Origin of the sequence: Bacteroides fluxus YIT 12057 (genome assembly GCF_000195635.1) — a bacterium.
Classification (GTDB): domain Bacteria; phylum Bacteroidota; class Bacteroidia; order Bacteroidales; family Bacteroidaceae; genus Bacteroides; species Bacteroides fluxus.
Genome location: NZ_GL882630.1, coordinates 43,385 through 62,380, shown reverse-complemented (window position 1 = coordinate 62,380; position 18,996 = coordinate 43,385). Strand labels below are relative to the sequence as shown.

Below are 18,996 nucleotides of genomic sequence, written 5' to 3'. Positions count from 1 at the left end.
ATTCGCATTATTTTCTCCATATTTGCAAAGATAATATTCATTTCCTTAAATTTATTATTATGAAGAAGAAGCTACTGCTACTCGGCACATTCAGTTTATTGGCGACCGCAACCATCCACGCACAGGAGTTCCGGCTGCAACCCACTCCCCAAAAATATATTTCACAGGATGACTCCATCAGCATTCCCCTGCAATACCAACTGCTGTCCGGAAACTCTCTGAGCACCGGGAACACGTTGCCCCTGCTCCGTTCGCTGATGCCGGGAGAAGCCCCCAAGGCCGGCTTCCGCATATACATCGGCACCCAAGACGATAAAACGGTCAAGAACTACCGGAAACGGATTCCACAAAAGCCGGAAGGCTACTTTCTGAAAATAGATAAAGACCGCATCATCATTGCCGGAGCCGATGAACGGGGAACTTATTACGGTGTGCAGACACTTGCCCAGCTGCTCACCCTAGACAAGCTGCCCCTCATCGAAGTGAGCGATTATCCCGATGTCCCTTACCGAGGTGTGGTAGAAGGATTCTACGGTACCCCCTGGAGCCAGGAAGCCCGCATGCGCCAGCTGGAGTTCTATGGACGGAACAAGATGAACGTCTATCTTTACGGACCCAAAGATGATCCCTATCACAGCACCCCGCACTGGCGCAAGCCCTACCCTGCCCAAGAAGCCGAACAAATCAAGCAGCTTGTGGACAAGGCCCGCGAAAACAATGTCATTTTCTACTGGGCCATCCATCCGGGACAGGACATCCGCTGGAACGAAGAAGACCGTTCGCTGCTATTGCAGAAATTTGAAAGCATGTACCAATTGGGTGTACGCGGGTTTGCCGTCTTCTTCGACGACATCTCCGGCGAAGGGACCCAAGCGAGCAAGCAAGCCGAATTGCTGAACTACATCGACAACCACTTCGTGCAGCCCAAAAAGGATGTCGCTCCTTTGGTGATGTGTCCCACGGAATACAACAAATCCTGGTCAAATGTAAAGGGAGGTTACCTTACCACCCTTGGAGAGCAGCTGAACAAAGATATCCAAATCATGTGGACCGGAAACAAAGTAATCGCCACCATAGACAAGCCTACCTTGGAATTCATCAACCCGCTGATCAAGCGGAAAGCCTACATCTGGTGGAATTTCCCCGTGTCCGACTATGTGCGCGACCACCTTCTGCTGGGTCCCGTTTATGGCAACGGGCTCGATGTCAAGGATGAGATGTCCGCTTTTGTCTCCAATCCGATGGAACATGCCGAGTCCTCCAAGATTTCCCTCTACAGCGTGGCCGACTATACCTGGAACATGGAAAAATTTGACAGCAACACTTCCTGGAAGCATGCCATCAAGGACCTCATGCCGCTCCATGCCGAATATCTGGAGACATTCGCCATCCACAATTCCGACCTGGGCAAGAACGGCCATGGTTTCCGCCGCGAGGAATCCACAAACATACAGCCCGCCCTCTCCGCGCTGCTGAAGAATTATCAGGAAAAAGGAGAAATAGACGAAACGGCCTACCGGCAGGTGGCCGAAGAGTGCCGCAAGATTATCACCTCCGCCGACATGCTGCTCGCTTCCGGCAATGAAAACCGTCCGCTTATAAATGAAATCAGCCCCTGGCTCTCCCAATTCAAACTGGTAGGCGAATACGGAAAGGCGGTACTGGACATGATCCGCCTGCAACGGCAGGAAAAGGCTTTCCTCCCGAGCCATGCACATGCGCAAGCACTGCAAACCCTGATGACAGACAATGACGCCCGCTATCCGCAAGGAGTAAAAAGCGGAAGCGGACAACTGATGCCCACTTTCGACGCCTTGTTCGAAGCCTCCACACAACAATACAACCGGCAGTTCCACACCGCCTTGAACGCCCGTGCCATCTATTCACCCTATACATTGGAAAGCAACGTGGCGCAGCTTGCCATGCTTCCCACACAGCAAAAGGGAAAAGAAGGCAGCGTAGCCCCCTCCAACGAAGTCATCAATTGGCAGGCAGACGGATCCCTCACCCTCTCGATGGACCGTCCGCGCGTCCTCGCCTCTTTAAGGATCGATTTAGGAGCACCGGAAGAGACTTATGCCCACTTCAGACTGGAAACCAGCCTTGACGGCAAAGAATGGCAGCATGCAGACCTGCAGACCGCATGGAAAGGACACACCCTGCAGAAGGTGAAAGTGGAAGGACGGAAAGTATTGAAGATAAGGCTCACCAACATTTCAGGCAACGAGCAGAAAGTATATTTCAAGACGTTCAAACTTACAGAAAAAGAATAACCATGAAACGACTGCATCTATTTTGCCTATTGCTCTGTATCGCCCTGACGGCCGGTGCCTCACCTGTCAAGGGACTGATAGAGCGAGTGGCACCGGGATCGTCCGGCAAGTTTATCATTGAGCAAAAGCCTTCCTCAGGCATCGATTTCTTTGAGCTGGACCAGAAAGGAGAGAAGATAGTCATCCGGGGAAACAATCCCGTCAGCATTGCCGCAGGCCTGAACTGGTATCTGAAATATTACGCCGGCATTCACCTGTCATGGAACAAGATGACTGCCGAACTTCCCGGCGTGCTGCCGCCCGTAACCCGTAAAGAAAGGCACGAAACGGCTTCCGTCTATCGCTATGACCTCAATTATTGCACCTTTTCCTATACCATGGCATTCTGGGACTGGGCACGTTGGGAGCAGGAACTCGACTGGATGGCGCTGCACGGCATCAACCTTTCGCTGGCATTAGTCGGTACAGACGCCGTCTGGCGCAACATGCTTTCCAAGCTGGGCTATTCCAAAGAAGAAGTGAATGAGTTCGTGGCAGGCCCCGCCTTCCAGGCATGGTGGCTGATGAACAACCTGGAGGGATGGGGAGGACCGAACACCGACTCATGGTACGAAGACCGCATCGCACTGCAAAAGAGGATTCTGAAACGCATGCGGGAATACGGCATCCATCCCGTACTGCCGGGTTACTCCGGCATGCTGCCCCATAATGCAAAGGAAAAGTTAGGAGTGAATGTGTCGGATCCCGGCACCTGGTGCGGATACAACCGTCCTGCCTTCCTGCAACCTACCGACACCCGTTTCGGGGAAATAGCCGCCCTGTACTATGAAGAGATGAACCGCTTGTACGGCAAAGCCGACTTCTACAGCATGGATCCTTTCCACGAAGGCGGCAAGGTGGCGGGAGTGAACCTGGACGCAGCCGGACAAGCCATCTGGCAGGCAATGAAAAAGAACAGCCGGAATTCCGTATGGGTAGTACAGGCATGGGGAGCCAATCCACGGGCACAAATGATAAAGAATGTCCCAAGGGGAGACATGCTTGTACTCGACCTCTATTCCGAAAGCCGCCCGCAATGGGGTGAACCCGAATCCTCCTGGTATCGGGAAAACGGTTTCGACGGACACCAATGGCTCTATTGCATGTTGTTGAACTATGGCGGGAATGTAGGCTTGCACGGCAAGATGCAACACGTGATCGATGCATACTACAAAGCTTCAAGAAGTTCCTTCGGAAACACTTTGAAAGGAGTAGGAATGACAATGGAAGGGTCGGAAAACAATCCCGTAATGTACGAACTGCTTTGCGAACTCCCCTGGCGTCCTTCCACATTTTCCAAGGACGAATGGCTGGAAGGATACATAGCCGCCCGTTACGGAAAATGTACGCCACGCTTGCGGGAAGCCTGGGTGTTGTTGGGGAACTCCATCTACAACTGTCCTCCACGTTCCACCCAGCAAGGCACGCACGAATCCATCTTCTGCGCCCGCCCTTCCCTGAAAGCCTATCAAGCTTCATCCTGGTCGGAGATGTCCGATTATTACCGTCCCCAAGATGTCATCCGTGCCGCCGGACTGTTTCTGGAAGAGGCCGGACAGTTTAAGGGAAACGATAACTTTGAATACGACCTGGTGGACATCACCCGCCAGGCAGTAGCCGAAAAAGGGCGTCTGATCTATAAAGTAATCCAGGCAAGCTACGAAGCCGGAGACAAACCGCTGCTCCGCCAAGCCTCCGACCGTTTTCTCGAACTTCTCCTGCTACAGGACCGCCTGCTCGCCACCCGCCCCGAATTCAAGGTAGGCCGTTGGATAGAGCAAGCCCGCAACCTGGGACATACCCCGGCCGAGAAAGACTGGCTGGAATGGAATGCCCGTGTACAAATCACTACCTGGGGCAACCGTACCGCTTCCGACCGGGGAGGATTGCGCGACTACGCCCATAAGGAGTGGAACGGTCTGCTGAAAGACTTCTATTACCTCCGCTGGAAAACATGGCTTGACCGCCTAAACGACTTGCCGGACCGTGACCCGGCTTCTTCCATAGATTATTATTCATTGGAGGAACCGTGGACCTTGCGGCACGACACCTATTCCTCCACAAAAGAAGGAGACTGCGTGGAAACGGCAAAAGCAGTACAACGCCAGTTGTTTTCACCGGAAGAGACAACCCATATCAACTAAAACCAAAACCTAATCTGAGTCAACCTGAAATGAATTTAAACAAAGTAGCATGCCTCTGCCTCCTCATGGCAAGCTGCCTGAGCAACCTAAACGGCGCCGAACGCACCTATGACCTTGCCCAAATGGGCTTGAAAGCTGACAGCAAGAAGAATGCCAGCCCCATCCTGCAACGAGTCATCAACCGCATCAAGGCCGAATGTAACCCGGAAGACAGCATTATCCTGCGCTTCACGGAAGGGAAGTATTTTTTCCATGAAACAGGATCCGCAGTACGCACCTATTACATCTCCAACCACGACCAGACCAACCCCAAGAAAGTAGGCATCGAGTTGGAAGGTTTCAAGCATTTTACACTGGAAGGCAACGGCGCCGAGCTGATCTTCCACGGACGAATGCTGCCACTGGCACTGCTCCATTCAGAAAACTGCACCTTGCGCAATTTCAGCATTGACTTTGCCAATCCCCACATCAGCCAGGTCCGCATAGTAGAGAATGATGCGGAGAAAGGGATAACCTTTGAACCTGCCCCGTGGGTAAAGTGGCGCATCTCCAAAGACTCCGTTTTTGAAGCCTACGGAAAAGGATGGGATGCCCGTCCGTCGTCGGGCATCGCCTTTGAAAAAGAGAACCGCCACATCGTTTACAACACCAGCGACCTGTTCTTCTCCACCAAAGAGGTGACCGCCACCAAAGACGGCATCCTCACCGCCCCACACTGGAAAGACAGCCGCCTCATCCCCGGCACTGTGGTGGCCATGCGTACCTGGTACCGTCCCGCTCCCGGCATTTTCCTCCACCATAACCGCAATACCGTACTGGAGAATGTAAAAGTACATTATGCCGAAGGCATGGGACTGCTTGCCCAATTATGCGAGAACATTACCCTGCAATCCTTCGGTGTCTGCCTAAAAGGAACGGACGATCCACGCTACTTCACTACCCAGGCAGATGCCACACATTTCTCGGGCTGCAAAGGAAAGATCGTCTCTTGCAACGGTTTGTATGAAGGGATGATGGATGATGCCATCAACATACACGGCACCTATCTGAAAGTGACCAAACGGATAGACGACCATACTCTTATCGGACGCTATATGCACAACCAGTCCTGGGGATTCGAGTGGGGTGAACCGGGTGACAGCATCCAGTTTGTCCGTTCCAAGACCATGGATATCCAGGGGCGGCCCAATAGCATAACCGCCATTTCCCCGGCAGACCGAAGTGAAACGGCAGGTGTCCGCGAGTTCAAGATTACTTTCCGCGATCCCATCGACCCGCAGATCAGCGAACAGGAAGGATACGGAATCGAGAACCTAACCTGGACACCCGAAGTGGAATTCAAAGGAAACATCATCCGCAACAACCGGGCACGGGGTACCCTGTTCAGCACCCCGCAAAAAGTAGTGGTAGAGGACAATCTCTTCGATCACACCTCCGGAGCCGCCATCCTGCTATGCGGTGACTGCAACGGCTGGTATGAGACAGGTGCCTGCCGCAACGTCGTCATCCGCAAAAACCGCTTCGTCAATGCATTGACCAATCAGTTCCAATTTACCAACGCCGTTATCTCCATTTATCCTGAAATACCCGACCTGGACGGACAACAGCGCTATTTCCACGGAGGCAAAGAGGGCAGCATCCTTATCGAAGAGAATGAGTTCGATACCTTCGACGCCCCTATCCTCTATGCCAAGTCGGTAGATGGCCTGATATTCCGCCACAATGTCATCAAGAAAAACAATGAATACAAGCCTTTCCACTGGAACCAAAGCCGCTTCCTATTGGAGAAGGTAAACCGGGTGAAGATTGTGGAATGACCCTAAGAGTAACTCCGGCAAACAACAGGAAGAGAAAACACTTGAAAATGCAGGGAAACTGATGCAGCCGAACTATGTGCCGGGAAAGGGATGTTACGGCAATATTCAAGAATTACCCCTATAATTACAGCACGAGGGTGTTCGAAAAGTCAGATAGCCCCTTACTGTTGCTTACAGTTAAAAATGAAAAGATGAAATTGCCATTATCCCCTGATAAAAAAGGTAATAATTTCAAATTTATTGAATGATATTTCTTTGCTGACCTATAGTTTGTAAGTCAACAAAGTAAGGAGCTGACTACCATGAATTCCGTCTCTTACTAAATAATAAAGAATAAATTATTATTTATCAACATCTTACAACAACTCACACGCCCACCCTGCAAGTACATCGAAGTTATATTTATTAGCGTCAATTTCAAGCGAAACTCAACCATGGCTATCGGGATATCACCAGTTTTATCCCTCTGCCTAATACTGAATACTGGAAAGCCTTATGCATAATACCTTGATACCTAATACAAAACTTTATCCCACGTATCTGGGCTCTCCGGCACACGTACGTAAACCGGAGAGCCCACGTGCCTATGCCGGAGAGCCCAGATACGTGGTACGAAGTTTTACCTAAAGGCAAATGATAAAACAGACAAGGCAAACGCGCATTCCTGCCTATCCTTTTGCGAGTTTCACCAATATATTCCGGACGTCGGACAACATATATTGACACATATATCCGCGTCACTCATCCGGTTGGGTTTGTCAACAAAAATCGTCTGCCACACAATACATCTCTGTAACTTTAGCCTCTGAGAACATAGTGGTAGTCGTTTAAATGTTATAATTGAGCACTATAAAATTAACACCTCTATCGTTATATTCTTAATATTCATCTGTAATCGTATAAACAATAAAATAACATCCGTCTTCCTTCGGCTTAAATTGGAAACAATCCAGTTTAGTCACACTCCTGCCTTTATCAACTTGAATATTCTTTATTTTTTTACGCTCTACAGTCTTTCCTTTATCATTTTTCAATTCAATAGTCAGATCCACAATACGCTCATCACCCAGATTAAAGATAACAGGAGTAATCAAGTCAGCCGGTCCATAAACCACATCTACATTATCACTGGCTGCCCAAATCCTATTAAATACTTGTTTATTGGCATAGAAAGCCAGTTTAGGCACTCCTACCGCATCTACCAAAGGCTTCTGATATGTAAACATATTGGCTCCCGACTCCAAGCTACACCATGAAAAGCCATCATATCCCAACAAGGTTTGTTTTTTCATGGACTCCCATGCAGAGAAAGCTTGAAATGCCTGACTGATACGCCATTCTTCCACATTAAGCTTACGGCCTATACTACCCTCTTCATACCCCCACTCATAAGATTGTACCTTATACCATGGCTCCTTTTTCACCAGTTCCCAATTAGGTTGTGCAGCAGACTCTTCGTGCTCAAAGTTAAAATAGCACTTGTCGTTGGCAGCCAAACAGGAAGCCGCCCAACTATGCGGAGCTTTCCGCAAATACGACCAATCAGCTCCATACCCACTATAAGCATCTTGGCTTCCACGAGTCATTAGTCTTTCCATCAATACAGGAGTAGGACTCATTGGATTACCTTTGTAATCTTTAGTCCCCTCATAATTACCATAATGCGTATGCTGCCAAAACGAAGTTGGCGAAATCAACCGACTGGTGTCAGCACTGCTAATCGTATGAAAGATGCGTTCCATATAATCATTGGAATCAGAAATATCGTGTTTTTTAAAACGGTTAGGATGATTACTTGCCTCCCACATTACTATAGACGGATGGTTGTAAACCTGCTTCACAAATTTTGGGTAACCTTCAAAGTCCACGTTCCAAGCTTCTCCTTCCCGAATCCATCCGGCAGTCTGCCACAATAAATATACTCCGAGCTGATCTGCAAATTCTGCATAGCGTGGATCATTTATACCATCTATCGTATCCTTTTCGGCATGCACATGGATACGCAACATATTACCATTCATCTCCTTTATCATCAGTAAATCCCTTACTACCGTTTCGTCCGGTACACAACGATTAGTTTTGGCAACGGTCTCTATCGGATATCTATATCCCAGAATCTGCGCACCGTTCAACATCTCAGCTTTATTATTGACATATAAATTCCCGTTTTTTTGCTCAATAGTTCTGATGCCGGTAGTCAATACATAATCATCAATGGCTTCTCCTTGTTCATTTCGCAGAATGACTTCTACCTTGTACAAATTAGGGGCTCCGGTCTGCCATAGTTCAGGTTGTTCTATCGGCAAATTCACAACCACCATATTATCAATGGCAGAACGGATTTCAACCTCCTTTTCTATAGACACAACTTTCTGCCCCTCCACAGGATACCAAGGATAATAATTAACTTCCACCTTTCCTTTACAGCTATACACCCCCGGGTACTGAAGCACTATCCGATTAACCTGCAATGCACGTTTTTCATCAATGGAAGCCGTATGTACAAATACATTTTTTATCATGCAACGATCGGTCAATATCAATTCCGTACGTCCCAATTGCCATCCGATATAAGGATCCGAAGGAGTATGTAACATTGAGTGCCCGGCTTTATACGGTTTTACACGGACAGCTATTATATTCTCGCAGTTTGGTCTTAAATATTCGGTTACATCCAAATCATAAGGATGCCGGTTGTTTATCACAGCTACCGGCTGTTCATTTACCCACACTTCCCCTCCGGGATCCAAGGTTTCCAATTTCAAGATAGCTCGCCCAAAATCCTCCACATATACTTTCTTTCTTAAATAATAACTTTCTTCTTTTTCTCTAATTCCTCCATGTACAGACGGAAGTTTAACGGTTTGCCAACGGCTATCATCATACACTAAATCCTGCCAACCATCTATAGGCAATATCTCTTCAAAATCCTCATCCAAAAGAAGTGCTGTATAAAAAGGCGTATGCTGGTTAGTACTGTCTTGTACAAAGTTAAATAATAGAATATCATCAACAGAGGTTTCACCTTGACGGGATGAAAGTCTAATACCATCTATTTCATGTTCCAACGTATCGTCTGTAGGGCATTCAATGGTCGGCTGCCCGTCAATAGTCACAAAAAAACGATGATTGGACAGATCGCCATATACTTGCAACCCTACTTTCGAACTATCTCCAACCTTACCATATTTTTTATATTGACCAGATCGCGCCACTATTTCACCGGCTCCCAATTCGATTGATAATAAAGTTTGATTTCCTTTTTTAAAAGCCAATGCAAAGTCCGGGCTCAATGTACTCAAAGTAGTACTGAACTTAAAGCGCCAGTCTATTTTTTCTATCCCCCTTTCCACAATACAATTTTTCAATTTAAGATTACCGTCAACAATCGAAGTACCGGGAGTATTAGTCCACAAAGCCCACTGTTTCGTCTTGTCTTTCAATTGCCCCGGTCTATACCCATATGCTCGCCAATCTACTAAACGTAGTGTACGCCGAATATTTGTCAATGGCTGCGGTTTTATTTTCTGTAATACCTCCTCTGCTTTTTTGATAGCCAACAGCGGTTTATCCAACTGCTTATTTCCCCAAAAATTGGAGGAATAAGCGGCATACTTATCTAAAAAATCAATACGTTGATCTATATTCATCCACTCTGTTTCACCATGAAAATCAGTATCACCATTTGCTTTCACATCAGAAGTAAAATATCGCATCTCAAAAACTGTACTATTTTGCGCCTTTACATACAACGCAAAAAACACTAACAATGCAATTATATAAGCTATTCTTTTCATACTTTATATATATAAATATTCATTATTCATTAAATTGAAACATTTCTATTACCTGCCCGATTCCCATCTCTTTCTCCTCTACCTTGTTTGTAAACGGATTAAAGATTCGCAACTTTCCTCCCTTTTCAGAGCGAACAACTATCCTGTTCACTTTACCGTCTTTGTAATCCGCGCTGACAATGAAAGCACCCATGGCTCTCATATTACGGAAGGAAGCATTTCGCCAAGATTCGGGAATGGCAGGAAACACCCTTATCGTACCGGTATGACTTTGCAAAAGCATCTCCTGAATTGCCGAGGCACAAGCAAAGTTACCTTCCAACGTAAAGGGCCGGTATGTAAAGCCGGAATATCCTTTCCTTAACTGGTCACCGTTCAAATGGAAGCTGTTCGGCGAACAAAATGCCTTGGCAAAAATATGCAGTGAACGGGCTGCCGCATCACCGTCAAAGACCCTGGCCTGCAGATTGGCAAGCCAAGCATATGTATATCCTACCCAGCCTCCTGTGCCCATTTCCTCAAAATGATGGATAGAACGTTTGATAAGATGTTCCGCCTCCTTGCCTTGCGATACATCCAACAAGCCCAAAGGATGGATAGCCAACATATTGGACAAATGGCGATGGGTATATCGCAGCGGATAACCGGGAGCGATGGTCAGTCCTGTGGCATCCCTCGCAAGATCGGGCCATTCAGAACGCTGCCCGTTCCAATGCTTCGCTTCATCGGACAAGCCCAAACTCTCAGCCATCTCAGCGGCGGCTTTATAAGTAAACAGAATACAGGCAAGGTCATAATTGGTGGTTTCCTTAAACCAGGCATCTATGCGGTTGTCGTTTATTTCCGGCGAACTGGACAGCGGCAACTTGCGTTTTCCATTTTTTCCCTTCACTGAAACATTTTCAAAATAACGCGCCACTTCTTTCACCCAAGGATAAGCTCTCTCTTTCAGAAATACATTGTCCGCCGAATACTTCCATTGCAGATAAAAATGGTGCGCCAACCAGCCTCCTGCCGTGGGCGAGTGTGAATATTGGTTCCAACCACCGATATTTCTCCCTTCAAGAGTGGCAATGCAAGGCACGTTCATTCCTTCCACTCCAAAGAAGCGGCGGGTAAACGCCTCACTGTTATCTTTTATTCTCCAAAGCCAGTCTGTAAAGACTTCCGATTCCTCCAAATGATTGGACGCATACCCCGGCCAATAGCTCAGTTGGGTATTGAGGTCATTATGAAAATCGCCACGCCAAGGCGGTGTCTGCCCATTGTCGGCAGTCCATACAGCCTGCAAGCAAATAGGAGGAGCATCCTTACGTGAAGAGGAACCAAATTTATACATTTCCAGATACCATTGGCGTTCCAGCACCGAATCGGGCAGGCTAATCTCACAGCGGTTCCAATACGCTTCCCACCATGCCACATGTTCCTTATAGGCTGTGGAGAATTCTTTCACACCTGTCCGCATTATTTTTCCAGCAGATACCGGTTCACTATACCAGGTACCGGTGGTGGTCAGGCAGTAACTGCCCTCCAAAGTCTGCGCATCCGGAGTATTCCACCGTAAGGCAATCTCGTAAGAGACATTTCCATAAGCTTTCTGCCGATAGCTGATTTCTCCCGTCCCACGCACAATTTTTCCATTCTTATATCCCAAACGGGAAAGGGAGTTCCGGCTTTCCTTCTCCCCTTCCGCCAATTCGAATCCGGGTGACCGCAGGTTGACGGATAAGGTATCAGGCAAATTGGAGAAGTGAAAATAACCCCTTTTATCAACCGCGCTGTTGAAAAAACGCCCCACAGCACCGTTCTTCCAAGTAATCGTGCAAACGGCAGTATGCACATCCAAATCTACACTCTCCACCTCACCCAACTTGGCGACAGGTATTTCAATGGCACCTGCAGGAATCTTGGTCGGAGCAATGTCTTTTCCTGTACGTGCGTCAATGATATCATATACAGGCTGTATATTCCCTTTCTCCACCGCATCGCAGACAAATTTATAGCTATAATCGGAACCGCTGAACTCCTTCACGGGACGCAAGTCCCACAAATCGGCACGATCAAGCGCCAGACGCAAGTTCCCGTCTTTTTGCCAGATCAGTGTACCCGAGATGCCGTTGCCGAGCGGAATAGCCTCATCCCAACGTGTAGGTATCCGGAGAAAATGCAGTCCATGTTCCTTAAACACCTGCTTTCCGCTTGCTTCATCCACCAGAGACAACACTAACAAAAGCATTATCAACCGGCACATACTGTTCATTTTAAATAAAGAATCTTTCATGTTTTATTTATTGATATTAAAATAAAGGAACAAACTATTTATTCACTACAATAAGCCCACACGTTCTATCCACATATCCGCCATGCGCCTATGTCCTGCCGGCGTTGGATGAAGTCCATCCCAAATCCAATAAGTATCCTTGGAAGTAGGACAGGTTTTCAAAAGTTCATCAAACATTGTATTGTAAGGAAGATATATGGCATGATAATCATGCGCAATCCGCTCTACAATCGCAGCGCAACGACGAACCATACTGTCCCGTTCCGCAAAGTTTTTGCTTTTCCGCATATTACCGGTATTGGCTACAAAAGGCGCCGCCAATATAATTTTCAAATTCGGATTAGCCTTCAACGAGCAATCCAACAAAGCACGATAACGCCTCTCCCAAACCTCAAAATCAAAAGCTTTTCCATTTCCGCTTCTCAAGTGATGATGTATATCATTCGTACCAATCAAAACAGAAAGAACATCCGGATTCATCTCAATGACATCTTCCTTCCATCTTTTTTCCAGATCCAACAGGGTATTCCCACTGATACCCCGATTAAAAAAATCGTACTCTTTTTCCGGATAATTGCCTTGATAGTAACTGGCGCATAAATACATATAACCACTTCCATAAATATGATTCATATCTCCAAGGCTACGTTCAGATGAGGGTTTCGGACTACATACATTTCCCCAATTCCCATCCGTAATAGAGTCACCTATGAACAGCACACGCAACCCACTTGTGTTTTCCAGGACTTTTTGTGCATACCGCTCTCCCAGAACAATCTGACTGTCTGTACAGAAATGAGGATCTGAATAGTCAATCAAGGGCATCAATCCTTCGGAAGAAACACAAGCCGTATTCGGTATAAAGTCACTGATATGACTAATCATTTCATTGAAAGCACGAATGTTTTCAGATGCTTGCCCGTTGGGAGCCCAAGACGCTATTTCCCCCGCAACAAAGAAGAGACCGGGTAAATTCGACTGAATAGAAGAGCCGCCACGTGCATTGACTACAAGCCCTATTTTACGTCCTGTTTGGATTGCCATCGTTTTGGCAAAGCTATAAGCGGGACCTACCCCCTGCATTTTCAGCTCCTTTCTGATGGTTGAATAACGGTTAAGCGGATTTGTTGCCTTTTCGAACTCATTCCGGTCGTTGAACAAGTACACATCAGGGATAGCACCAGAGGTCTCTTCTGTTAAAGTCCCGCGCCCGGCCATATTGGACTGACCGATGCAGAGATACAAATCGTAATCTTGCGCCCGAACTCCTTGGAACAGCAAAAGGAACAATAATAAATTGAAAATCTTTTCCATACTTGAATATTTTACATGAAAGACACTAATATTTCATGGCATCAACCATACAATCATAACTTCTTACTGCTCATGCGCACTGTTACCTTGCCCTCCGTACCTTTGAACAAGCACTCCGCCTCAAGCATCGTGATGCCCTCAATAGGTTTCTCTCCTTGATACGTATTTTTGGCAGGATAAGTCTTGAACACAGCACCGGCAGGAGCAATTATCTGCATATAAAAATGCTTGCCGTCGCGCATCAAATGAGCTTTATTGCCTTTCACCTCCACATCGGCCTTGGTGGCAGCCACCCACGACACCTTGGAACGCGCATCAAGTAATTCCACTTCATCTTCCACTTCCATCGTACGGTCATCCAAGAGCGTAAACTTGCGGTAGGCACTTTTCGCTTTCTCCTTGTAAACCTCACACAAATTCAGCCTGGCAAAAGGTTGCCTGGCTTCAGGATGCTCCTCGCAGACAAAGGCGTGTCCGGCAGCATACTGCAAACTGTGGTCTATGTTGATGACATTGTGTGAGAAGTTGTTGTTACGGAAATACTTCCAACGCTGTCCGCCGGGCTTTCCGTCCCAGAAGCCGGGTAAATCGTAGTCATCGGCTCCGAGGTCTTCCGTCCAAAGCACCCCGTCGCTCTCTATAATAAACGTACCGCAATCCATGTGCTGGTGTGCCTGATTGGGCAAACCGCCTTTGGCAACCAAATAGACAGCACCTTTCTTGCTACGGTTCCCATTGAACACCACTATGTCATTGATCTTATTATGATATACCTCCATGGCAGGCACGGCATCCGCTCCTCTGGAAGAGGCGTCATCAAACCAAGGCAGGGAAAGGAAGAATAGCTGGTCGAACAATTCGGCTCCCTGCAATGTCTTGGCTACTTCGTTCCGGTTCCATGCAGCCACTTCGGGCTGACGGAACATTTTGCTATAGAGGAAGTAGGCAGGACCGCCGAAAGACTCATGCCCGATGCCTGCGTTTCCGAAGTAGAACGGATGCCCCGACGGTGTAAGCGTGCGTATCTGGTAAAGTGCCGTGCGGGAAATACCCGGCAACTCCGCAATCTTTCCCCTGTCGCCACCATTGTCCGTCACTGCCTTCAAATACATGGCCAGGTAGCGGTTGGTATATCCCCAATAAGCCGGTCCTTCGTAGCACACACCATCCGGTGCAAACAGTTTCAGGCAGTTGGGCATGTACTTGGCGGCATTCTCCAAGATCATTTCGGTTTCCTGCGGATAATCCTCGGCCACGGCGAGCGCACCCAACACCATACCGGTGTTGCACACTACATTCCAATTCGTTTCCCGCTTCGCCCAACTTCCCGGACCTCCCTTTTCGTATTCACGCAGCACACGGTAGATGGCATTTTTATAGATACTTGCCTTGATTAATTGTTTGGTGGCATGAGGAAGTTCTGCAAAAAGCCAATCGTAGGCGATAGCTACGGCAGCAGTCATCTCTGCGGTATCCAAGTAGTGAGCCGGATGCCAGTCGGGAAAGCTGCATACCCACACCAAGGTTTCATTGGCAGCATCCAGATATTTACGGTCGCCATAAAGCCGATAGGCCAACGACAAAGTTCCCAGACGATAGACGTATGCGCGCGAAGTCCACAATAAAGCGCCATATTTATCCATCTTATAAGGCAATTGCGGCGCTTCCATGATAGAATCGGCCTGATGCCTCAGATAGGAAGCCAGTTCACCGGCCAGTCCATCGGTTTCGATAAGACGTTTCACTTCGGAAGTCTCAGTTCCGGTAAACAACAGGCGGGGATGTTCCGGTAACCATTTTTGCTGCCCCCATATACTACAAGCCCATAGCAGCATGAACAAAAGTATTGTTCTCTTCCCATTTTTGAGTGTTAAAAATGCAAATCCATTCATATCTAATATCAATTTAAGGTCATTTCATCTTGAAAACATTTTCATTGATCACGCAAAAATAGGCATATAAAATAGAAGAGATGAATATATATTATCTTTTTGATGGGAGCTTTCCGTCCAATGAATAAAATTAAAAAAAACACCTCACCTAATGAAGGTTAAATATTTAAGTTTGTATTTTTCCTCCTCTTAAAAACACAAATACAGCCCATCGGTAACAATATATCACTATAATTTTGCCGCAACAAAACCTTAAAATAACATTAAGCTATGTATCAACAAAAAAAAGAAAGGTGCATGTTTCATGCCAAACTATCCAAACTTTTAGTTGGAGGAGCCATCTTATTGGCAACCGGTCCAACGTATGCAGCCGGAAACAATTATTCCGATTCCAATTTCACCGGTTCCTCACCCATCGTGCAGCAACAAGGACGTACCATTACAGGTACTATAGTAGATGACAAAGGAGAGACAATTATCGGTGCCAATGTAATGGTAAAAGGAACGACCAACGGTTCCATTACCAACATCGACGGTCAATTTACTTTGAACAATGTACCTAAAGATGCAACCCTCGTTATCAGTTTTGTTGGTTATAAAGAGCAGAGTATAAAAGTGGGTACACAAAGTAACCTCAATATCACTTTGCAAGAAGACAGTGAGTTGATAGACGAAGTGGTAGTAGTGGGATATGCTTCCCAAAAGAAAGTAAACCTCACTGGTTCAGTATCTTCTGTAAATATGGCAGACATCGCAGAAAAACGCCCGATCACAAACCTGTCTGCCGGTTTGGCCGGTATGGCAGCAGGAATTTCGGTCACTTCAAGTAGCAACAAGCCTGGTGACGACAACGGTTCCATTTTAGTACGTGGACAAGGAACCTTGAACAATTCAGCCCCACTCGTCATCATCGATGGTGTAGAAAGTAACATCAATTCAGTATCTCCACAAGATGTAGAAAGCATGAGTGTACTGAAAGATGCCGCTTCTGCTTCTATCTACGGTAGCCGCGCTGCCAACGGTGTTATCTTGATTACCACCAAGAAAGGAAAAAGCGGCAAGGTCAACGTAGATTATACCGGATATGTATCACTTGAGTCTATAGGCAGAACCATTGACCCTGTATCCGACTATGCCACTTACATGGATTTAATGAACGAAGCCTATCAGAATAGCGGACAGCCTGCACGATTCACCCAAGAGACGATTGATGCCTGGCGTAATGACAAGGGACAAAACCCTTTGATTTATCCTAATACGAATTGGATTGATGAAGTTTTCAGTACTGCTGTCGCCACCAATCACAACCTATCGGTAAGCGGTGGGAATGACAAAATCTCTTTTTACAATTCCTTTGGCTACAACAACAATCCGGGCGTAATAGAGAATGCAGGTTACGAACGCTACAGCTTCCGTTCCAACGTAGAGGCTAAAGTGACTCCGTGGTTAACATTAGGCACCAAACTTGGTGGTTATCTTGCCAATATAGATCTGGGACAAGACATGATAGACGATGTTTTCACCTATGGTGTAGCAAGTACTCCAGGACTCGTACTCCGTCACGACGGACGCTTCGGCGGTATGCAAAACCCAGAAGATGACCCACAAGCCAACAACCCTTTACAAAAGCTCTATCGTGAGGTAGGTAAAAAACAAGAGCGTAACATCAGAGCACAGTTCAACGGTACCCTGACCCCACTCAAAGGTTTGAGTATCGCAGGTTCGTACTCTTATGAACTGACAGACAAAGACAACAGTCGGAAAACCAATCTGCTGGATTTATGGAATTTCAATACTGAATCTGTTGTATCAAAAGACGCACGGCGTAACTACATAAAAAATGATAACCGCAAAATAGAGCGGATATTCATGGACGCCGTCATCCGCTACGAAAATAAGTTCTTCAACAACAAACTCGACCTCAACATTCTGGCAGGAGCCAGCCAAGAAATGCGCCGCGACCGCAGTTTCAGCGCACAAAAATATGACTGGATCGACTCTTCTGTGGATGTCATAGACGGCGCTACCGGAGAATCAACCACTTCCGGCTCACATTCGGAATGGGCCATGCGTTCTTACTTCGGACGTATCAACCTGGGATGGGACAACAGATATCTGTTGGAAATGAACCTGCGCGCAGATGCCTCCTCCCGTTTCGTAGAAAGCAAACGCTGGGGATATTTCCCTTCATTCTCTGCAGCATGGCGCATCGACCAGGAAAACTTTATGGCAGGTACACGCAAATGGCTGGATGCCTTGAAACTCCGAGCATCTTATGGTGTATTAGGCAATAACTACCTAGCATCCGAATATATGTGTGTCCCCACATACGCCAAGGCCAACTATGTGCTGAACGATGGAATGGTAATAGGTATGGGACAATTAAGCCTGGCAAATACCAACCTAACCTGGGAAAGTACCGCAGTAACCAATTTCGCCGCAGACTTCGGAGTATTGAACAACCGCCTCAACGGTACGTTGGAATATTTCTACAAGAAGACCTCTGACATCCTGATAGACCTGCCCGCACCTCTGGTTCACGGTAGTTCCTCATTGCCGACCCAAAACAGTGCAGAGGTTGTCAACAAAGGATTTGAAATAACCCTGAACTGGGCAGACAAAGTCAATGACTTCCACTATAACGTCGGCGCCAACCTTACTTTCGTCGATAACAAAGTTACCAAGTTCAAAGGGAATGAAATGAGTATAAAAGGCAGCACGATGATTTTGGAAGGATATGGCATCAATACACAATACGTACTGATAGCCGACCGCATCATCCAGACACAGGAAGATCTGGACTATGTACAGTCACTTATCGACAATGCTCCATTGGATGCAAACGGGAAGAAGATAAATCCCTTCCAAAAATACAAACGTCCGGAATTGGGTGACGTGCTCTACAAAGATACCAATAATGACTATATTTTCAGCGATGACGACCGGGTAGCCAGAGGACATGGCGATACTCCTCGTTTCATGTACAATTTCACAATAGGATTTGACTACAAGGGTTTCGATTTCTCAACCGTACTGTCCGGTACAGGTAGTCAGAAAGTGCAATACCAAACCATGCGTTCATCCAATGTGGCATACGGTAACCAAATCAGCCAGGAAATAGCCGACGGATGTTGGCATGAAGGAAGTACAAATGCCATTTTCCCAAGACTGATGAAGAGCGACAGTCGCAATACCCGAAGCAGCACCATCTGGGAAACGGACAAGTCCTTCTTCAAGATACGCAACATTCAGGTAGGATATACCCTGCCCGACAAATGGGTAAAGGCTACTACTTTGAACCGCGTACGCTTGTTCTGCAGTTTGGAGAACTTCTTCACGTTCACCGACTTCGCAGGTATGGATCCAGAAACTACCACATTCACCTACCCGACTATGCGACAGGCATCTTTCGGTCTTAACGTTTCATTCTAAATATTGC

At 46.9% G+C, this 18,996-nt stretch carries 8 protein-coding genes and 1 pseudogene; 4 read left to right on the top strand and 5 right to left on the bottom strand.

Annotated features, from left to right (window positions below; genetic code table 11):
- The first annotated feature begins 59 nt into the window (after positions 1-59).
- From HMPREF9446_RS08105 to HMPREF9446_RS08095, 3 genes are all read left to right on the top strand, one after another.
- Positions 60-2,273 carry a beta-N-acetylglucosaminidase gene (locus tag HMPREF9446_RS08105; RefSeq protein WP_039968810.1) on the top strand — a complete coding sequence of 738 codons (2,214 nt, stop codon included), beginning with the start codon at positions 60-62 and terminating at the stop codon, positions 2,271-2,273.
- Positions 2,274-2,275: 2 nt separating this feature from the next.
- Positions 2,276-4,456, top strand: a complete 2,181-nt coding sequence (locus HMPREF9446_RS08100; protein WP_009125103.1) for an alpha-N-acetylglucosaminidase — start codon at positions 2,276-2,278, stop codon at positions 4,454-4,456.
- Positions 4,457-4,521: 65 nt separating this feature from the next.
- The gene (locus HMPREF9446_RS08095) at positions 4,522-6,273 is read left to right on the top strand and encodes a right-handed parallel beta-helix repeat-containing protein (protein ID WP_245532259.1); all 1,752 of its coding nucleotides are present in this window, start codon (positions 4,522-4,524) and stop codon (positions 6,271-6,273) included.
- Positions 6,274-6,970: 697 nt separating this feature from the next.
- Here the strand turns inward: HMPREF9446_RS08095 and HMPREF9446_RS19520 are convergent.
- From HMPREF9446_RS19520 to HMPREF9446_RS08075, 5 genes and pseudogenes are all read right to left on the bottom strand, one after another.
- A pseudogene (locus tag HMPREF9446_RS19520) lies at positions 6,971-7,088 on the bottom strand (IS982 family transposase); the annotation flags it as partial.
- Between the two features lie 63 nt (positions 7,089-7,151).
- Complete coding sequence (locus tag HMPREF9446_RS08090) at positions 7,152-10,070, bottom strand: glycoside hydrolase family 2 TIM barrel-domain containing protein (RefSeq protein ID WP_009125098.1); 2,919 nt, start codon at positions 10,068-10,070, stop codon at positions 7,152-7,154.
- Positions 10,071-10,092: 22 nt separating this feature from the next.
- Positions 10,093-12,351 carry a glycosyl hydrolase family 95 catalytic domain-containing protein gene (locus tag HMPREF9446_RS08085; RefSeq protein ID WP_009125097.1) on the bottom strand — a complete coding sequence of 753 codons (2,259 nt, stop codon included), beginning with the start codon at positions 12,349-12,351 and terminating at the stop codon, positions 10,093-10,095.
- Positions 12,352-12,396: 45 nt separating this feature from the next.
- Entirely contained in the window at positions 12,397-13,665 is a 1,269-nt protein-coding gene (locus HMPREF9446_RS18960) for a sialate O-acetylesterase (RefSeq protein WP_009125096.1), read from the bottom strand.
- Positions 13,666-13,718: 53 nt separating this feature from the next.
- Positions 13,719-15,557 carry a heparinase II/III domain-containing protein gene (locus tag HMPREF9446_RS08075; RefSeq protein ID WP_009125095.1) on the bottom strand — a complete coding sequence of 613 codons (1,839 nt, stop codon included), beginning with the start codon at positions 15,555-15,557 and terminating at the stop codon, positions 13,719-13,721.
- Positions 15,558-15,827: 270 nt separating this feature from the next.
- Here HMPREF9446_RS08075 and HMPREF9446_RS08070 point away from each other — a divergent pair, with 270 nt between their 5' ends.
- A complete protein-coding gene (locus HMPREF9446_RS08070; RefSeq protein WP_009125094.1) occupies positions 15,828-18,989 on the top strand; it encodes a SusC/RagA family TonB-linked outer membrane protein in 3,162 nt (1,053 codons plus the stop codon).
- Positions 18,990-18,996: the final 7 nt, after the last annotated feature.

What these genes read in the sequence shown, in the direction of transcription:
- HMPREF9446_RS08105 (WP_039968810.1), top strand. Translation starts at nt 60, where the DNA reads ATGAAGAAGAAGCTACTGCTACTCGGCACATTCAGTTTATTGGCGACC.
- HMPREF9446_RS08100 (WP_009125103.1), top strand. Translation starts at nt 2,276, where the DNA reads ATGAAACGACTGCATCTATTTTGCCTATTGCTCTGTATCGCCCTGACG.
- HMPREF9446_RS08095 (WP_245532259.1), top strand. Translation starts at nt 4,522, where the DNA reads ATGGCAAGCTGCCTGAGCAACCTAAACGGCGCCGAACGCACCTATGAC.
- HMPREF9446_RS08090 (WP_009125098.1), bottom strand. Translation starts at nt 10,070, where the DNA reads ATGAAAAGAATAGCTTATATAATTGCATTGTTAGTGTTTTTTGCGTTG.
- HMPREF9446_RS08085 (WP_009125097.1), bottom strand. Translation starts at nt 12,351, where the DNA reads ATGAAAGATTCTTTATTTAAAATGAACAGTATGTGCCGGTTGATAATG.
- HMPREF9446_RS18960 (WP_009125096.1), bottom strand. Translation starts at nt 13,665, where the DNA reads ATGGAAAAGATTTTCAATTTATTATTGTTCCTTTTGCTGTTCCAAGGA.
- HMPREF9446_RS08075 (WP_009125095.1), bottom strand. Translation starts at nt 15,557, where the DNA reads ATGAATGGATTTGCATTTTTAACACTCAAAAATGGGAAGAGAACAATA.
- HMPREF9446_RS08070 (WP_009125094.1), top strand. Translation starts at nt 15,828, where the DNA reads ATGTATCAACAAAAAAAAGAAAGGTGCATGTTTCATGCCAAACTATCC.